The organism is Vibrio satsumensis (assembly GCF_050337435.1).
Classification (GTDB): domain Bacteria; phylum Pseudomonadota; class Gammaproteobacteria; order Enterobacterales; family Vibrionaceae; genus Vibrio; species Vibrio satsumensis.
Genome location: NZ_JAKJSX010000012.1, coordinates 100,930 through 116,778 on the forward strand (window position 1 = coordinate 100,930; position 15,849 = coordinate 116,778).

Below are 15,849 nucleotides of genomic sequence, written 5' to 3' on the forward strand. Positions count from 1 at the left end.
GAGAGATGATCTATTCAAGCATTTTACTGGATTTTTGTACAGGATAAAGCTTAGATGCGGGATGCGGGATGCGAGTAAACGAGATGAGAAGAGATAAAGGGCAGATAAGAGATGCAAGTGAAAGGGGTACGAAAAGATTAAGAGCGGATTCGGGATACGGGTAATCGAGATACGAAGAGATTAAGAGCAGATTCGGGATGCGGGTAAACGGGATACGAAGAGATAAGAGCAGATACGTGATACGAGTAAACGGGATTCGAAGAGATTAAGAGCGAGTACGGGCTATGAGAAGAATAGGGTAGTAGAAAAAATCAAAGCAGACTCGAAATACGGAGAGTTGAGTAGTGAAAAGCTTGTGCTCTTCGCATCTCGAGACTCGTATCTCTCATCTGCTTTTGAATCAGTTCTTACGACGTCTTACTTTCAGCGCGTGTGGCATCACACGTAGCTTCTTCATAATGCTCGCAAGGTGAACACGATCTTTGGTCGTCAGCAAGATTGTCACTGTGTACAAGCGTCCATCACGTTCTTCGGTTGAAATACCGTGAATGTTTGAGCCTGTTTTCGAGATAACATTAGTTAGCTCAGCCAGTGCACCTTGGTGATTCTGCAGATCAACCTGAAGCTCAGCTGTGAACTCTTGGTCGTAATCGTCAGACCATTCAACCGCCATGTATTTGTCTGGTTCTTTCTGGTAACCACGAACGTTTGGACACGTTTCACGGTGAACCACAAGGCCACGACCTGGAGATACATGGGCAATGATGTGATCATCTGGAATCGGGTGACAACAGTTGGCGAACGTCAGCAGTAGACCTTCAGCACCACGGATAGGAAGTTTCTTCCTTGGTGTATCGCTGTTGTTTTCCACTTCAGTGAGTTCGTCAGCATCACCCAGTAGGCGACGAGCAATCACGATACTCATCAGCTCACCAAGACCAATCGATGCTAGTAAGTCTTCAATGTTATCGAGACGCAGATCAGACAAAACATGTTCAACGTTCTCTTGGCCGATATCGCCAATCGAGTGTTCGCCAAGTGCGTGATTCAGTAGACGACGACCTAAAGTAATCGACTCTTCACGACGCATGGTTTTCAGAACCTGTCGGATCTTAGTGCGAGCTCGCGATGTCACGACGTAGTTGAGCCATGCTGCATTCGGACGCGCGCCCGGAGCACTGATGATCTCAATCGTTTGGCCATTCTTCAGCGACTTGCTTAGTGGGTAAGGGTTCATGTCTACACGAGCGCCTACACACATGTTGCCGACATCGGTATGTACCGCGTAAGCAAAATCGACCGCTGTTGCGCCCGCAGGAAGTTCGACAATGCGACCTTTCGGCGTGAATACAAAGATTTCATCTGGGAACAGATCAGACTTAACGTTTTCAATGAACTCGAATGAGTTACCCGCGCTTTGTTGCAGCTCAAGTAAGCTCTGCATCCAACGTTGTGCTTTAACCTGTGCGGTTGTGCCATTACTGCTGCGTGAACCATTGCCTTTGTAAGACCAGTGCGCCGCGACACCTTTGTCTGCCATTTGATCCATATCTTCAGTACGGATCTGAACCTCAACTGGCACCCCATGAGGGCCGATCATTGACGTATGCAGAGATTGGTAGCCGTTGGCTTTTGGTACCGCAATGTAATCTTTCATGCGGCCAGGGCGAGGCTTGTACAGGCTGTGAGCCTGACCAAGTGCGCGATAACAAGTATCTGGGGTATCAACCACCACGCGGAAAGCGTAGATGTCCATAATGGTGTGGAAGCGCTGCTCTTTAGTTTTCATCTTGTTATAGATGGAGAACAGGTTCTTTTCACGACCAAGTACGCGAGCAGGCAAACCGACTTCTTCGAGACGGCCTTCAATTTCGCTATGGATACGTTGGATCATCTCCTTACGGTTACCACGCGCAGCTTTCACTACGTTTTTAAGTACGCGATAACGGTTAGGATAAAGGGCTTCAAATCCCAGCTCTTCTAGTTCGGTCTTGATGTTATGAATACCAAGACGGTGAGCTAGCGGAGAATAAATCTCGAGGGTTTCACGAGCAATACGACGCTTTTTATCAGGACGAAGAGCCCCAAGTGTACGCATGTTGTGAGTACGGTCAGCTAATTTGATCAAGATAACGCGGATGTCTTGCACCATGGCGAGAACCATCTTGCGGAAGTTCTCTGCTTGCGCTTCTTTGCGATCACGAAATTTAAGCTTATCCAGCTTAGATACACCATCAACCAGTTCAGCAACAGTATTGCCAAATTGAGCTTCTAGCTCCTCTTTTGTAACTTCAGTATCTTCAATTACATCGTGGAGTAGGGCTGCTTGCAGGGTTTCGATATCCAGACGCATTTCTGCCAGGATTCTTGAAACAGCAACAGGGTGGATTATGTATGGTTCACCCGTTGAACGGGTTTGCCCTTCATGGGCGTTTCTCGCTACCACATAAGATTGACGCAGAGCCTCAATTTGAGGCTCTGTTAGGTATTCTTGGGCAACGTCTTTGAGGCTATCGAATAGATACAAATTAAAGGCCCGGAAGGTTAATTAGTTCGAATGACGCTTTTAACGAGTGTGAGCGATGCTGCTTACTGCTGCAAGTTCAGCCGCTTCTTGCTCTTGTTGCTCTTGACGCTCACGAGCATCTAGTACGTCTTTAGTGATAAGACCTTCTTCGATTTCGCGAAGAGCGATAACCGTTGGCTTATCGTTTTCTTCAGGCACTAGTGAATCTTTACCGCCAGTTTGCATTTGACGTGCGCGGCGAGCCGCAATAAGAACTAGGTCGAAACGGTTGCCAACTTTTTCAACAGCGTCTTGAACAGTTACGCGTGCCATGAGGACTCCAAATAGTAATTAACTAATAAATTTTTGATGACGAGAAAGTATACAAGTTTAACTAGAGACTTTCTAGATCACCGTATACTTATCTCAATGGAAAATCTAGGGGATCTAGATTATTCCGCTAATAAAGCAGTAAGCATGCCGCTGTATTTCGCTGCTTGCTTATCTTCTTTTAAACGTTCCGCACGAATGATGGCTCTGAAGTCCATTAGGGCTGCATCAAAGTCATCATTCACGATCACATAATCATATTCTGCATAGTGAGAAATCTCTGATTTTGCTTCGCTCATGCGTTTCGCAATAACTTCGTCGCTATCTTGACCGCGAACATTCAAACGACGCTCTAGCTCACCATTTGATGGTGGAAGAATGAATACACTCTTCGCTTGAGGCATTTGTTCACGGATCTGACGAGCGCCTTGCCAGTCGATATCTAGGAATACATCGATACCGCGGTCTAGGTTTTCTTCAATCCAAACGCGTGAAGTGCCGTAGTAGTTGCCGAACACTTCAGCGTACTCTAGGAACTCACCTTTACCAATAAGATCTTCGAAGTGATGTTTTTCTACAAAGTGGTAGTGAACACCATTCTCTTCACCAGGGCGCATACCGCGAGTGGTGTGTGAAACAGATACCTTCATTGCGTAGGTTGGATTGGTTTCTAGCATTGCTGAGATCAAGCTCGACTTACCTGCGCCACTAGGTGCAGATACGATGTAAAGAGTACCTTTGCCCATCTGTATATTTCCACTGTTGGTTGGATTGAGTGAAGGCAATAGACCTACACTATAAAAGATAGCACTGACTCTAATTGTTGTTCCGTTGGTTACGTCTATAAAGAGATAACGAGTAAAACTAATAGAAGCAACTGGTGAAAATTAGGTCAGAAAAATGGAGGCGAAGAGTAGCATATTTAGATGATTGAGAACAACTGGCTTGATCGTTATTTATTGGCGAATGATCTTCATGAGGATCTTTGTAGAAATGTAATCACTCACCATCTGCACTTTTTTATGTGATCTGGACAAAATCTGTTGAAGTTTTAATCTCAATCCTTACAATCCGCGCAAACGATTAAATGCTGTATATGTTTGATGAAATGGATCAAATGTTTCTACTACCGAGCCTATCTTGGTGACTACAGTTTTTAGTGTAGAGACTTCTCTATTCTCACAGCATTTGAATCACCAAATTCTTAATTTATTGCATAGGTTTTGTTGTGAGTACCGATTCCACCCTAAAAGCCCAGAACTCTTCTGGCTCACTTGATTCGTTGTTTAAAATCACTGAAAGAAAAACCACGATTGGCACTGAGCTGTACGCGGGTTTCATTACTTTCTTGGCGATGAGTTACATTCTGGCGGTCAACCCAGCGATTTTGGGTGGTATTCCTGGAATGGATAAAGGTGCCGTGTTTACTGCAACAGCACTTGCTGCGGCTATTTCGACCCTAATCATGGGTATTTGGGGCAACTATCCAGTGATGCTTGCGCCGGGCATGAGTATGAACGGCTTCTTTAAAGGCTTGCTATTAAGTGGTTCAGTCGCGGTCCTTTGGAATGAAGCACTATTCGGCATCTTCTTGTCGGGCATACTTTATCTTGCGTTCTCACTGACCAATATTCGTAAGTCGATGATTGAGTCGATCCCTGAAGACTTGAAACTGGCAATTACCGTATCGCTCGGACTGTTTATTGCTTTTTTAGGTCTGAAGAATGCAGGCATTATCGTTTCTAACCCATTCGTGTTGGTTGGTCTAGGTGATATCTCAGATCCAAAAGTGATCATCGCTTATGTAAGTATCTTCATCGCACTAGGCTGTATGGTTCGTGATATCAAGCTCGCTACATTCATTTCATTTGTGTCGGCAATTGCATTAACTATTCTTGCTGACGTATTTATGGGTACATCAAACGCGCCAATCCCAGAACAGTTAGTAGCTATGCCGCCAAGCATGGCAGGCAGCTTCGGTGCTATCTTTGATTTCTCGGCTTTCACACCTGAGAAAATGTTCGACCTATTATTCATCGTGCTTATCTTCCTGATTGTCGATTTCTTCGATGGCTTGAGCACGATCGTTGGTGTTGGCCGCGATGCAGGAATCATTGATAAAGACGGTAAGGTGCCAAACGCGAAGTCGGCTCTAGTGGCTGATGCAGGCGGTACTGTGATTGGCTCTATTCTGGGTACAACGTCGATTACGGCTTTCTCTGAGTCAGGTATTGCGTCTTCTCAAGGTGCGAAAACGGGCTTAGCGGCAGTGATGGTAGCAGGTTTGTTCCTAATCTCGCTCTTCCTATACCCAATCTTCTCTATCTTCTCAGCAGCCATGGTTGCGCCAGCGATGGTAGTCGTAGGTATCTATATGGTAGGTCGCCTTGGTCAGATCAACTGGGAAAAGAAAGAGTCACGCATTGCAGCCTTCTTCACCATTATGTTTACAGTGCTAAGCTTCTCTCCAGCGAACGGTATGGCGATGGGTTTCATCAGCTACGCATTCACAATGGTTGTGGCAGGTAAGCGCAAAGAAGTACACCCGCTGATCTACGGACTGTGTGTGGTGTTCTTAACTTACCTGATTCTGCTTTAAGGCTAATTAGCCTTAAAGGTCGCTAAGTAAAAGGCAAGCTGATGGCTCCGCAGTGAATGTGGGGCCATTTTTGTATCTGTTGTCTCTCTAGAGTACGCGACTTATATTGATGCATGCTATTGTAGAGACTGGATTAATTATTTTTTGAAGAGTGACTATGCCTTCTCATTTACCCAAATCTTTTAGTAAGCCGTTTTTAAAAGTGTTCCACATTATGGAAGCGGTATTGCTGGTGGCGATCACGCTCGCGACCTTGTTTGCGATGGTCGAAGAGTTCATGCATGTCTTCGCTGAACGCCGTGTACAACTGACCGACATTCTATTGATGTTCATCTATTTAGAAGTGTTGGCGATGGTTCAACAGTTTGTGATGAACGGTAAGATCCCAGTGCGATACCCAATCTATATCGCGATGATGGCGATTGCTCGTTACATCACTTTGGGTATGAAAGAGCTCGATGCAGTATTGATCGTTTGGTTATCTTTAGCGGCATTTATCTTAGCTGCTGCAACACTCTTGATTCGTGTTGGGCATCATTATTGGCCGTATGTAGACCTTCGAACCAAGCAGCCAGATGAGTAACACTTTGAAGGTTAAGGTTTTATAAATGAAGCCCAGCGATATCGTTGGGTTTTTTAATTGGGTTGGTTGAACAAAAAAACATCAATTTATCCAAATAACGCTTTACAAGCAGGCTAAGATCACCAAGAATGGCGTCGCTCTGTTTTCAGGGTTATTAAATGAAACATCCAGTTGTAAAGTAAAACCCTTAGTATTGCTTCATTGTTATTCTCAGTGTTTCCCTTAGCTTCATAGATACATTAAATAATTCAAGCTTTCAGCGCATCGCACTTTTGGCGATTAATTTTTTATTTTTATATAAGGGACACATCATGTCTAACAAAACAAACGGCGTAGTAAAATGGTTTAACGAAGAGAAAGGCTTCGGTTTCCTAACTCAAGACAACGGCGGCGCAGACGTATTCGTACACTTCCGTGCAATCGCTTCTGAAGGTTTCAAGACTCTTAAAGAAGGCCAACAAGTGTCTTTCGAAGTAGAGCAAGGCCAAAAAGGTCTTCAAGCTGCAAACGTTGTAGCTCTATAAGATTTTAAGTCGGCGCAGGTTGCATTAGCAACTTGCGTCACTTTCTCCCTTAAATCTTTCCCCTCTAGTTCCACCTGTAATATCCCCCTCAAAATATTCTAAAATCCTTTGTTACATCCGCTTCTCTGTTTTATCTATAGCTGTATCTATCTCTTGCTCCAAACAAATCTCCTGCGTAACAACCTGCTCAACCTGATTGGCATTATTGCATCCATAAAAAAAGCCCCTAAAACTAGGAGCTTATCTTGATCTAATCAACACTGATTCAGCTAATAGCTTATTCACAGCGTGTTACTGGCAAACTGTTATTCAATATTCTGAATCTGCTCACGCATCTGTTCGATAAGAACTTTAAGCTCTACGCCCGATGCTGTGATGTCTGTACTGATAGATTTAGACGCTAGCGTGTTTGACTCACGGTTGAACTCTTGCATCATGAAGTCAAGCTTACGGCCACAAGCGCCACCTTTTTTCAGTACTACATTCGCTTCTTTCACGTGAGAGTCTAGGCGGTCTAACTCTTCTGCTACGTCTGACTTCTGAGCCAGTAGGATAAGCTCTTGCTCAACGCGAGAACCTTCAAGTTCAATTTTCGCATCTTCAAATTTGGTAAGAAGACGCTCACGTTGCCACTCTAGGATTTCAGGCATGCGTGCACGAACTTTCACGACTTCTTCAGTGATCGCATCTAAGCGCTGTACGATTAGCGCCTTCATATTCTCACCTTCACGAGCACGAGCATCAATGAACTCAGCAATTGCATCGTTGAATGCTTCAAGTAGATCTTTGTTGATGGCATCCATGTCTTGCTCTGGCGTTTCCATCACGCCAGGCCAGTTCATGACTTGGAATGGGTTCAAACGGCTGTCTTCGCCAGTCATGGTCATTACTTGGTTAGCAGCATTAATTACTTGCTGAGCCAAACCTTCGTTAATGCTTAGTTCGCCCTTTGCAGCAGGGTTTGATTCAAAGCGCAGGTTACACTCAACCTTGCCGCGAGCTAGACGCTTACGGAAACGCTCACGCAAGATTGGTTCTAAACCACGGAACTGTTCAGGCATACGGAAGTAAGTTTCTAGGTAACGCTGGTTTACACTACGGATTTCCCATACTGCTGTACCCCAATCGCCTTTTACTTCTTTGCGTGCGTACGCGGTCATACTATAAATCATCGAATTTTCCTGTCTTTTATCATTCTGAAAATAACGCGCACGCATAGTATCACGATATGGTGTGCTCCCGAAGCTTGTCGCCTTTCATGATGGATAGCTTTGCATGATAAACTGCTATATAATCTTGCCCCAATCAAAACTGTCTCACCCCTTTCTTAGGTGATGCACTCTTTCGATAGTAAATCACTTCAGACTGTTAATAAGGTAGATACCAATGCGTCCAAATGACCGCGCTGTAGATCAAATTCGTCCAATTAAAATTACTCGTAACTACACAGCTTATGCTGAAGGTTCTGTATTAGTTGAGTTCGGCAACACTAAAGTTCTATGTAATGCGACGGTAGAAGAAAACGTGCCGCGTTGGTTAAAAGGCCAAGGTAAGGGTTGGGTAACCGCTGAATACGGCATGCTGCCACGTGCAACGCACACTCGTAACCGTCGTGAAGCGGCGAGCGGTAAGCAAGGTGGTCGTACGATGGAAATCCAACGTCTGATCGCGCGTAGCCTACGTGCTGTTGTTGACCTGAAAGTAATGGGTGAAATCATGATCACTGTCGATTGTGATGTTATCCAAGCAGACGGCGGTACACGTACTGCTTCTATCTCAGGTGCAAGCGTTGCAATGGCTGATGCTATCAACAGCTTACTAGCAAGCGGTAAACTGAAAAAGAACCCAATGAAAGGCCACGTAGCGGCAGTTTCAGTGGGCATCGTTGGTGCACAAGCACTGTGTGACCTTGAGTACGTTGAAGACTCAGCAGCAGATACCGATATGAACGTTGTAATGACGGAAGACGGTAAGATGATTGAGATTCAAGGCACCGCAGAAGGCGAACCGTTCAGCCACGAAGAGCTGATGCAGCTTTTAGCCTTGGCGAATAAGGGTATTGCCGATATCGTCGAAGCGCAGAAAGCTGCGTTGGCCGACTAATCATTTAATAGCTCCCACATTGGGGGCTATTTTTTTATTTTCGTCATATATAACTCTACACCTGTGTTAGCTGCAATTTTTCACCCTAATCACATAGGTCCCCTATGCTCATAGGGCTGAAAAACTTTGCTGCCTTGTTGTAGAGCTATCTATTTAGAAAATACATCATCGTTAGCTTTCGAAGTGATCGGAAGTTAGGAATTGGAAAGTAAATTAATTTAGAGGATGAGCATGAAAGCATATCAACGTGAATTTATTGAATTTGCACTAGAGAAAGAAGTACTTAAGTTTGGTGAATTTACTTTAAAGTCTGGCCGTAAGAGCCCTTACTTCTTCAATGCTGGATTGTTTAATACAGGTCGTGACCTAGCACGCTTAGGTCGCTTCTACGCAGCGGCATTGGCTGATTCAGGTATTGAGTTCGACGTACTATTTGGCCCTGCATACAAAGGTATCCCAATCGCGACGACAACAGCCGTAGCACTGGCAGATCACCACGATGTGGACACGCCTTACTGTTTCAACCGTAAAGAAGCGAAAAACCACGGTGAAGGTGGCAACCTAGTGGGTAGCGAACTTGAAGGTCGCATCATGTTAGTTGATGACGTGATCACTGCTGGTACTGCGATTCGTGAGTCGATGGAAATCATCCAAGCAAACGGCGCTGATTTAGCGGGTGTTCTGGTTGCGATTGACCGCCAAGAGAAGGGCAAAGGCGAGTTGTCTGCGATTCAAGAAGTAGAGCGTGACTTCGGTTGTGCAATTATCTCAATCGTTAGCCTGACTGACCTTGTGACTTTCCTTGAAGAGAAAGGCACAGATGCAGCACATCTAGACGCAGTAAAGGCGTACCGCGCTCAATACGGAATCTAATCCCTGAAGCGTCGAACCTTACGGTTTAGCGCTCTAAGTTTAGAATCGAAAAATCAAAAAGGCCCGAGAGAGATAACTCTTTCGGGCCTTTTACTTTTCTATTAAAGCGAACTATTTTCTTATCTAAAGATAGGCGCTCTATTTGTAACGAATGCCGCGTTCCACTTCTGGATCTTCCATTGTTTTGAAGCGCTTGTGTAACCACATCCACTGTTCTGGTGCTCTTAAGATAATCTTCTCAAGATAGCGGTTCATATAGGCAGCGGCGGCTTTCTCATCTTTCTGCGGGTAGTTATCTTCGATTGACTCATCGGCCATGATTTCATACTTGCCGTCGGCATTTCTAAAACCAGACCCCGGAACAAGTGCACATCGGCTGGTGTACGCAAGAATGCTGGTGCCTGTAGTGGTGCATGCATCTTCTACCGCGAAGAAAGGCACAAACACAGATTTGTTACGACCGTAATCATGATCCGGTAGGTAGAAAAGGATCTCACCCTGACGCAGGATTCGGATCATGCGCTTCACATCTTTACGGTGAATTAGGCGGTTGCCGTTTTGGGTACGACCGCGGTACTGAATGAATTCATAAGCAGGGTTGTTGTGTGGGCGATAAACCCCTAAGCCAGAAATACCGAGAACAGCCATTGCTCGCGCAGTGATCTCTAGGTTTAAGGCATGCACACAGCACAACAAAACACCTTTACCGTTGGCTTTATGCGTACGCAGTGCTTGGGTATCTTTATCTACTAGGATTCGCTTGAAACGCCACGTTGGCCAGAACCAAGTAATTCCGGTTTCGATGAGTGCCATACCAGTGTTCTTGAAGTTCTCGCTGACCATTGCTGAGACTTCATCTGCTGGCTTGTCTGGGAAGGCGAGTTCCAAGTTACGTGTTGCTACCGCTACACGTTTTTTACCATAACGAGCGCCCAAAGAGCCTAACGATCGGCCTAATAGCAGTAAGAGACGGTAAGGAAGAACGTTAACGATAAGCGCCAATAACCCAAAACCGAACCATACCCCCCAGTATTTAGGGTGGAGTAACGCCAGAGTAAAAGGTGGCTTAGTAATAACGTGTTGTGCAGTGCTGTTTGTCGGAGAAGTTTTCGTCGTCATAACCATCACTTAAAATTTGATTGCTACTTAATCTGAGCGCTTAGCAGAGCCCAATAAGCATCGAAGTTTTCTGTCGGTTGATATTTGAAGTCTGAGCGAACAAATCGATTCAAGCTGCCTTCAACTTGACCGAGCAGCTGAGCGGCTAAGATTTTCTCATCAACCGGGAATGATTTCCCTTCACGAAGCTTTCTTTCACGCAGGATCTGGCGAAGTTGCGTCTCAATGCGTTCGAAAAGTTGGTTGATGCGATCACGCAGGCGTTCATTTTCAAACATTAGAGCATGACCAGATAAAATTCGAGTCAGGCCTGGGTTACGTTCTGAGAAAACTAAGATAAGTTGTAGCACTAGGCGTATGCGCTCTAGCGTGTCTTTCTCTTCATCCAGAATGCGGTTGATTCGAGACATCAACGCTTCTTCAATGAACTCGATTAGGCCTTCAAACATGCGAGCTTTGCTTGGGAAGTGGCGGTATAACGCAGCCTCAGAAACACCCACTTGCTTGGCCAACTTTACCGTTGTGATACGAGAAGCACCTTCGGTCGATTCCAACATTTGTGCGAGAGCTTGTAGGATTTCTTCACGACGGTTTGATTTTCGAGCACCAGCCATCTATTTACTTCCTTTCCTAAAGATGAGGATTGAGTGAAGAAGGATTATAAACACCAATCAATTCTGTTTCCTAGTTTTGTGAGCCCTAGGTCAACAGAATCGAGAGGTGTCAGCAGATTGTCAGAGCAAATTTGTGCGTTTATGCATCAATAAGCTGTTGGATCTGATCGAGGATCTGGAAACCAAGTGTGTCTTTGCTGTCCAGTGGCAGAGATTTATCACCGTCTTTCCAATAAAGGTGCAATTCATTACTGCTGCTATTGAAGCCTTGGCCTGCGACTGAGACGTCGTTGGCACAAATCATGTCGAGGTTCTTTCTTTCTAGTTTGCCGCGCGCGTATTTCTCAACATCTTGAGTTTCTGCTGCGAAGCCAACAGTAAATGGACGACCTTCAGTCATTGAAGCGACAGAAGCGACGATATCTGGGTTCTTAACCATTTGAATGTTCATGTCATCTTTACCGTCGACTTTTTTAAGCTTCTGGTCTGCAACTGTCTCAGGACGATAGTCTGCAACTGCAGCACAACCGATGAAAATGTCGTGCTGAGCAGCGCGTGAAGAAACGGCATCTAGCATCTGTTGAGCGCTATCAACATCAACGCGAGTGACATTATTCGGTGTCGCGAGTGATACTGGGCCACTGACTAAAGTAACCGCAGCGCCTTGTTTAGCTGCTGCTTCGGCCAGTGCATAGCCCATTTTTCCTGAGCTGTGGTTGGTAATGTAGCGCACAGGGTCGATCGCTTCTCGAGTCGGGCCTGCAGTAATAAGTACAGAGCGGCCTGCAAGTGGTTTGGGTTGGAAGAAGTCTTCACAGCGGTGTACAAGCTGCATAGGCTCTAGCATGCGGCCCATGCCCACATCACCACACGCTTGTTCGCCAGCCGCCGGTCCCCAAATCTCACAACCACGACGTTTTAGTGTTGCGATGTTCTCTTGAGTGGCAGGGTGGCTGTACATCTGTTGGTTCATTGCCGGAGATACCGCAACTGGCGCATCGGTTGCTAGAACCAAAGTGGTCAGTAGGTCGTTACCCATGCCAGCTGTCATGCGAGCAATCAGATCAGCGGTTGCTGGCGCTAGTAATACCAAATCAGCCCATTTTGCGAGCTCAATGTGCCCCATGGAAGCCTCAGCAGCAGGATCAAGCAAACTATCAGACACTGGCCTTCCAGAGACGGCTTGCATGGTGAGAGGAGTAATGAACTCCTTGGCTGCATTTGTCATCACGACTTGTACTTGTGCTCCACGTTCAATTAAGCGTCGAGTCAGTTCGGCACATTTATACGCAGCGATACCACCACTAATGCCAAGTAGGATTTTTTTTCCAGCTAGGCCTTGTTGGTCAGCGTTACTCAGTTGATTAACCAATGTTTGCATGATTCTGTTCCTTAATTTCTCTGCGACTTACGATATCAGAACAAAGGATAAGTGCCTAGAAGCAGAACTCGAACAGAGTTGACGCTCATCAAGTTGGTGTTATCAAACTTATCAATTACACGATTTTGTTAGTGTCTCGTTTCCTTTGACCTCTATCGAAGGATCTCTTATTACGATCTCATTAAGGTGATGGGTTGTGTTCATGACCAATGATTGTCTTTATATGCCAATAGATAAAATACCTGCCGAATCGATGCCGAGAGAAAAGTTGTTAAATAGAGGGCCTGATTCCTTGAGTGATGCGGAACTGCTCGCGATATTCCTGCGAACAGGGACACAAGGAATGAACGTCTTGGAACTCGCAGACAAGTTGATAAAAGACTTTGGCTCGCTCCGCCATCTCTTTTCAGCAACGCAGGAAGAGTTTTGTGCTCATAAAGGGATGGGGCAGGCCAAGTATGTTCAATTGCAAGCTGTGTTAGAGATGACGCAGCGTTATCTAGCAGAGACTTTATCTCGTGGAGATGCGCTTACTAGCCCAAGTCATACTAAGCTTTATCTCTCGAGCATGTTGCGCGATCGCCAGCGAGAAGCCTTCTATATATTGTTCCTCGATAACCAAAATAGGGTAATAAAGGACGAGGTAATGTTTGAAGGAACCATCGATGCCGCATCGGTTTACCCGAGGGAAGTGGTTAAACGGTCACTTCATCACAATGCGGCGGCATTAATTTTGGCTCACAACCATCCTTCGGGTGTTGCAGAACCAAGCCAAGCCGATAGGCGGATTACACGTCGATTAACCGATGCACTGGCGCTGGTGGACATACGAATACTCGACCATTTTGTGGTTGGAGATGGCGAAGTTGTCTCTTTTGCAGAACGTGGATGGATTTGAATCACATTTTAGGTTGTTAGTTGCGTTAAATCTGCTATTATTCCGCCCACATTTTTAGACCTAAAATCAGCTCTGATTACTCAAGCAAGCTGCGCTGCACAAAAAAAGATCACGAAATCCGTAAAAAGGATCTGTTCGGGTCTTGAGCAATGCGTGTCAAGTTAGTATAATGCGCGACCTTTGATAGCCTTGTATGGATTTTCCATAACGGTTTTTACCTTCTATTTTAATTGATAGAGAGGTTCGGCCACCAAGGTTGATATCGAGCTGAAACGATTGGAGAAGACATTCATGTCCCGAGTATGCCAAGTAACTGGTAAGCGTCCAGTAACGGGTAACAACCGTTCACACGCACGCAATGCTACTAAGCGCCGTTTTCTGCCGAACCTACAAACTCATCGTTTCTGGGTAGAGAGCGAAAAACGTTTTGTTAAACTACGTCTAACTGCTAAAGGCATGCGTATCATTGATAAGAAAGGCATCGATGCTGTTCTTGTTGATATCCGTGCACGTGGCGAAAACGTTTAAGAGGAATTAAGCAATGGCTAAAGGCATTCGTGAGAAAATTCGTCTAGTATCTTCTGCAGGTACTGGTCACTTCTACACAACTGATAAGAACAAGCGTAACATGCCAGGCAAATTTGAGATCAAAAAGTTTGATCCAGTAGTTCGCCAACACGTTATGTACAAAGAAGCTAAAATCAAGTAATTGATGCTTTTTTTGCTCTTCTTCAGTAGAAGAAAGAATTGAAAAACCCAGTTTAATCGCTGGGTTTTTTTATATCTAAAATTTGAGTAACTTAATTGTTCTTGCTTAATATAGCGCCTTATAGATAGAAAACCGCACAACATAGAAAGTATTGCCACTTTCACGATATACTGAATGTTCAATAGGTTAGATGAGCAGAATCAGATGAGATATCGTGGACGCCGGTGGAACAACATACTCATGTTCAGTGTGATCGCTTTTATCGGCGTGTTAAACCTTCCAACATTGATCAAAGCATACCTTATCGAGCCTGAACCGCAGGTTGATAGCCCTTATCCTTATCTCCTGAACCCAAAAGCAAAGCTTCAAGCGTTGCACTTTGCTAAGTGGTCTGTCATTCAACAAGACAATCAATGGGTTTACCAGTTCAAAGGTACAGACTTCCCCCAAACCACCAATGCACAAGAGTTGTCACAACGTTGGAAAGAGCTTGTGGGCACGGAAGTCGACTCACAGACCTACACAGACCTTACGCCTCGGTTAAAGACACCGCACACCATTGAAGTATGGTATCAAGACCGAGAAGAACCCCAGCGTATTACCTATTATCAATTGCCTGAGTTCTGGTTACTAAAAAACTGGAATGATCAGTGGTTGGCGGTGTCTATTGAAGAGAGCTACCTGTTTCCAAGCTTTAACGCTAACCACTCCTCTAAATCGGACGACTAGATTATGCCTGAATTACCCGAAGTCGAAGTAAGCCGTATGGGGATCTCACCTCATTTAGTCGGCGAGACCATTAAAACGCTTACCCTTCGCACGCCTAAGCTGCGTTGGGATATCCCACAAGAGCTCAAAGCATTAGAAGGGCAGGTGATTCGATCTATCTCGCGTCGCGCAAAATACCTATTGATTGAAACAGATACCGGCACTGCCATTGTTCACCTTGGTATGTCTGGCTCACTGCGCGTGTTAGATGCCGATTTCCCGGCAGCAAAACACGATCACGTGGATCTTAAGCTCACCAACGGCAAAGTACTGCGCTATAACGACCCTCGCCGCTTTGGTGCATGGCTGTGGTCTGCTCCTGATGAAATACATCCAGTGTTACTTGGATCTGGCCCTGAACCGCTAACTAATGACTTTAATGCTGACTACATAGCCGAGAAGGCAGAAAAGCGTAAGGTTGCCGTCAAGCAATTCATCATGGACAACAAAGTGGTGGTGGGTGTCGGAAATATCTACGCCAACGAAGCGCTATTTTCTGCACGTATCAACCCTTTGCGTCCCGCAAGCAAAGTGACAAAAGAAGAGTGGGTCTTGTTGACCAAAGAGATCAAACAAGTGCTCGCCACCGCCATCAAGCAAGGCGGCACTACCCTAAAAGATTTCGCACAGGCGGATGGTAAACCTGGATACTTTGCTCAAGAGCTACAAGTGTATGGCAAAGCAGGCGGAAAGTGCCCTAATTGTGAAGCTCTTATTCAAGAGTTAAAAATAGGGCAGAGGAACACGTTTTTCTGTGAAGAGTGCCAAGTATAAAAAAACTGAACTTATGTTCACTTTTTTACGCTAGTAGATAGGCAGGCTATTAGCTACAATTACACTAA

The 15,849-nt window shown here is 45.2% G+C and carries 17 protein-coding genes and 1 riboswitch; of the genes, 10 read left to right on the forward strand and 7 right to left on the reverse strand.

The genetic code is table 11. The features are described 5' to 3' along the window. Positions 1 to 400: 400 nt before the first annotated feature. The 3 genes from spoT to gmk form a co-directional block, all read right to left on the reverse strand. The gene (gene spoT / locus L4C44_RS16445; RefSeq protein ID WP_048607651.1) at positions 401 to 2,527 is read right to left on the reverse strand and encodes a bifunctional GTP diphosphokinase/guanosine-3',5'-bis pyrophosphate 3'-pyrophosphohydrolase; all 2,127 of its coding nucleotides are present in this window, start codon (positions 2,525 to 2,527) and stop codon (positions 401 to 403) included. 39 nt (positions 2,528 to 2,566) lie between these two features. Beyond that, positions 2,567 to 2,839, reverse strand: coding sequence for a DNA-directed RNA polymerase subunit omega (rpoZ, locus tag L4C44_RS16450; protein WP_009848003.1), 273 nt, complete (start codon positions 2,837 to 2,839; stop codon positions 2,567 to 2,569). A gap of 119 nt (positions 2,840 to 2,958) precedes the next feature. After that, positions 2,959 to 3,582 carry a guanylate kinase gene (gene gmk, locus L4C44_RS16455; RefSeq protein ID WP_048661314.1) on the reverse strand — a complete coding sequence of 208 codons (624 nt, stop codon included), beginning with the start codon at positions 3,580 to 3,582 and terminating at the stop codon, positions 2,959 to 2,961. Positions 3,583 to 3,906: 324 nt separating this feature from the next. Next, positions 3,907 to 4,006, forward strand: a riboswitch (purine riboswitch). Between the two features lie 58 nt (positions 4,007 to 4,064). Between gmk and L4C44_RS16460 the strand changes: the two genes are divergently transcribed. From L4C44_RS16460 to cspE, 3 genes are all read left to right on the forward strand, one after another. Next, positions 4,065 to 5,435, forward strand: coding sequence for an NCS2 family permease (locus L4C44_RS16460; RefSeq protein ID WP_048661315.1), 1,371 nt, complete (start codon positions 4,065 to 4,067; stop codon positions 5,433 to 5,435). Positions 5,436 to 5,592: 157 nt separating this feature from the next. Next, the gene (locus L4C44_RS16465) at positions 5,593 to 6,018 is read left to right on the forward strand and encodes a phosphate-starvation-inducible protein PsiE (RefSeq protein WP_017062464.1); all 426 of its coding nucleotides are present in this window, start codon (positions 5,593 to 5,595) and stop codon (positions 6,016 to 6,018) included. A 311-nt stretch (positions 6,019 to 6,329) separates the two neighbouring features. Beyond that, positions 6,330 to 6,542: a transcription antiterminator/RNA stability regulator CspE gene (cspE, locus tag L4C44_RS16470; protein ID WP_004735656.1), complete on the forward strand. Its 213-nt coding sequence runs from the start codon at positions 6,330 to 6,332 to the stop codon at positions 6,540 to 6,542. A 305-nt stretch (positions 6,543 to 6,847) separates the two neighbouring features. Here cspE and L4C44_RS16475 read toward each other — a convergent pair whose 3' ends face one another. Then, positions 6,848 to 7,714: a YicC/YloC family endoribonuclease gene (locus L4C44_RS16475; RefSeq protein WP_428805379.1), complete on the reverse strand. Its 867-nt coding sequence runs from the start codon at positions 7,712 to 7,714 to the stop codon at positions 6,848 to 6,850. 214 nt (positions 7,715 to 7,928) lie between these two features. Between L4C44_RS16475 and rph the strand changes: the two genes are divergently transcribed. Next, a complete protein-coding gene (gene rph / locus L4C44_RS16480) occupies positions 7,929 to 8,645 on the forward strand; it encodes a ribonuclease PH (RefSeq protein WP_009847983.1) in 717 nt (238 codons plus the stop codon). Between the two features lie 231 nt (positions 8,646 to 8,876). Then, positions 8,877 to 9,518: an orotate phosphoribosyltransferase gene (gene pyrE / locus L4C44_RS16485; RefSeq protein WP_371714013.1), complete on the forward strand. Its 642-nt coding sequence runs from the start codon at positions 8,877 to 8,879 to the stop codon at positions 9,516 to 9,518. A 138-nt stretch (positions 9,519 to 9,656) separates the two neighbouring features. On the opposite strand, the gene lpxL is transcribed toward pyrE, so the two are convergent. The 3 genes from lpxL to coaBC all read right to left on the reverse strand — a co-directional run bounded on the left by lpxL (position 9,657) and on the right by coaBC (position 12,632). Then, entirely contained in the window at positions 9,657 to 10,637 is a 981-nt protein-coding gene (lpxL, locus tag L4C44_RS16490; RefSeq protein ID WP_146491992.1) for an LpxL/LpxP family Kdo(2)-lipid IV(A) lauroyl/palmitoleoyl acyltransferase, read from the reverse strand. Between the two features lie 23 nt (positions 10,638 to 10,660). Then, positions 10,661 to 11,251, reverse strand: a complete 591-nt coding sequence (gene slmA / locus L4C44_RS16495) for a nucleoid occlusion factor SlmA (protein WP_017063086.1) — start codon at positions 11,249 to 11,251, stop codon at positions 10,661 to 10,663. 139 nt (positions 11,252 to 11,390) lie between these two features. Continuing rightward, positions 11,391 to 12,632 carry a bifunctional phosphopantothenoylcysteine decarboxylase/phosphopantothenate--cysteine ligase CoaBC gene (gene coaBC, locus L4C44_RS16500; protein WP_428805380.1) on the reverse strand — a complete coding sequence of 414 codons (1,242 nt, stop codon included), beginning with the start codon at positions 12,630 to 12,632 and terminating at the stop codon, positions 11,391 to 11,393. Positions 12,633 to 12,855: 223 nt separating this feature from the next. Here coaBC and radC point away from each other — a divergent pair, with 223 nt between their 5' ends. From radC to mutM, 5 genes are all read left to right on the forward strand, one after another. Next, positions 12,856 to 13,530: a RadC family protein gene (radC, locus tag L4C44_RS16505; protein ID WP_029236389.1), complete on the forward strand. Its 675-nt coding sequence runs from the start codon at positions 12,856 to 12,858 to the stop codon at positions 13,528 to 13,530. A gap of 291 nt (positions 13,531 to 13,821) precedes the next feature. Continuing rightward, on the forward strand, positions 13,822 to 14,058 hold the full coding sequence (gene rpmB / locus L4C44_RS16510) for a 50S ribosomal protein L28 (protein WP_004728407.1): 237 nt from the start codon (positions 13,822 to 13,824) through the stop codon (positions 14,056 to 14,058). A gap of 13 nt (positions 14,059 to 14,071) precedes the next feature. Beyond that, positions 14,072 to 14,239, forward strand: coding sequence for a 50S ribosomal protein L33 (gene rpmG, locus L4C44_RS16515; protein ID WP_002535344.1), 168 nt, complete (start codon positions 14,072 to 14,074; stop codon positions 14,237 to 14,239). 204 nt (positions 14,240 to 14,443) lie between these two features. Next, a complete protein-coding gene (locus L4C44_RS16520; RefSeq protein WP_428805381.1) occupies positions 14,444 to 14,968 on the forward strand; it encodes a hypothetical protein in 525 nt (174 codons plus the stop codon). Between the two features lie 3 nt (positions 14,969 to 14,971). Then, positions 14,972 to 15,781, forward strand: coding sequence for a bifunctional DNA-formamidopyrimidine glycosylase/DNA-(apurinic or apyrimidinic site) lyase (gene mutM / locus L4C44_RS16525; RefSeq protein WP_428805382.1), 810 nt, complete (start codon positions 14,972 to 14,974; stop codon positions 15,779 to 15,781). The last annotated feature ends 68 nt before the right edge of the window (positions 15,782 to 15,849 follow it).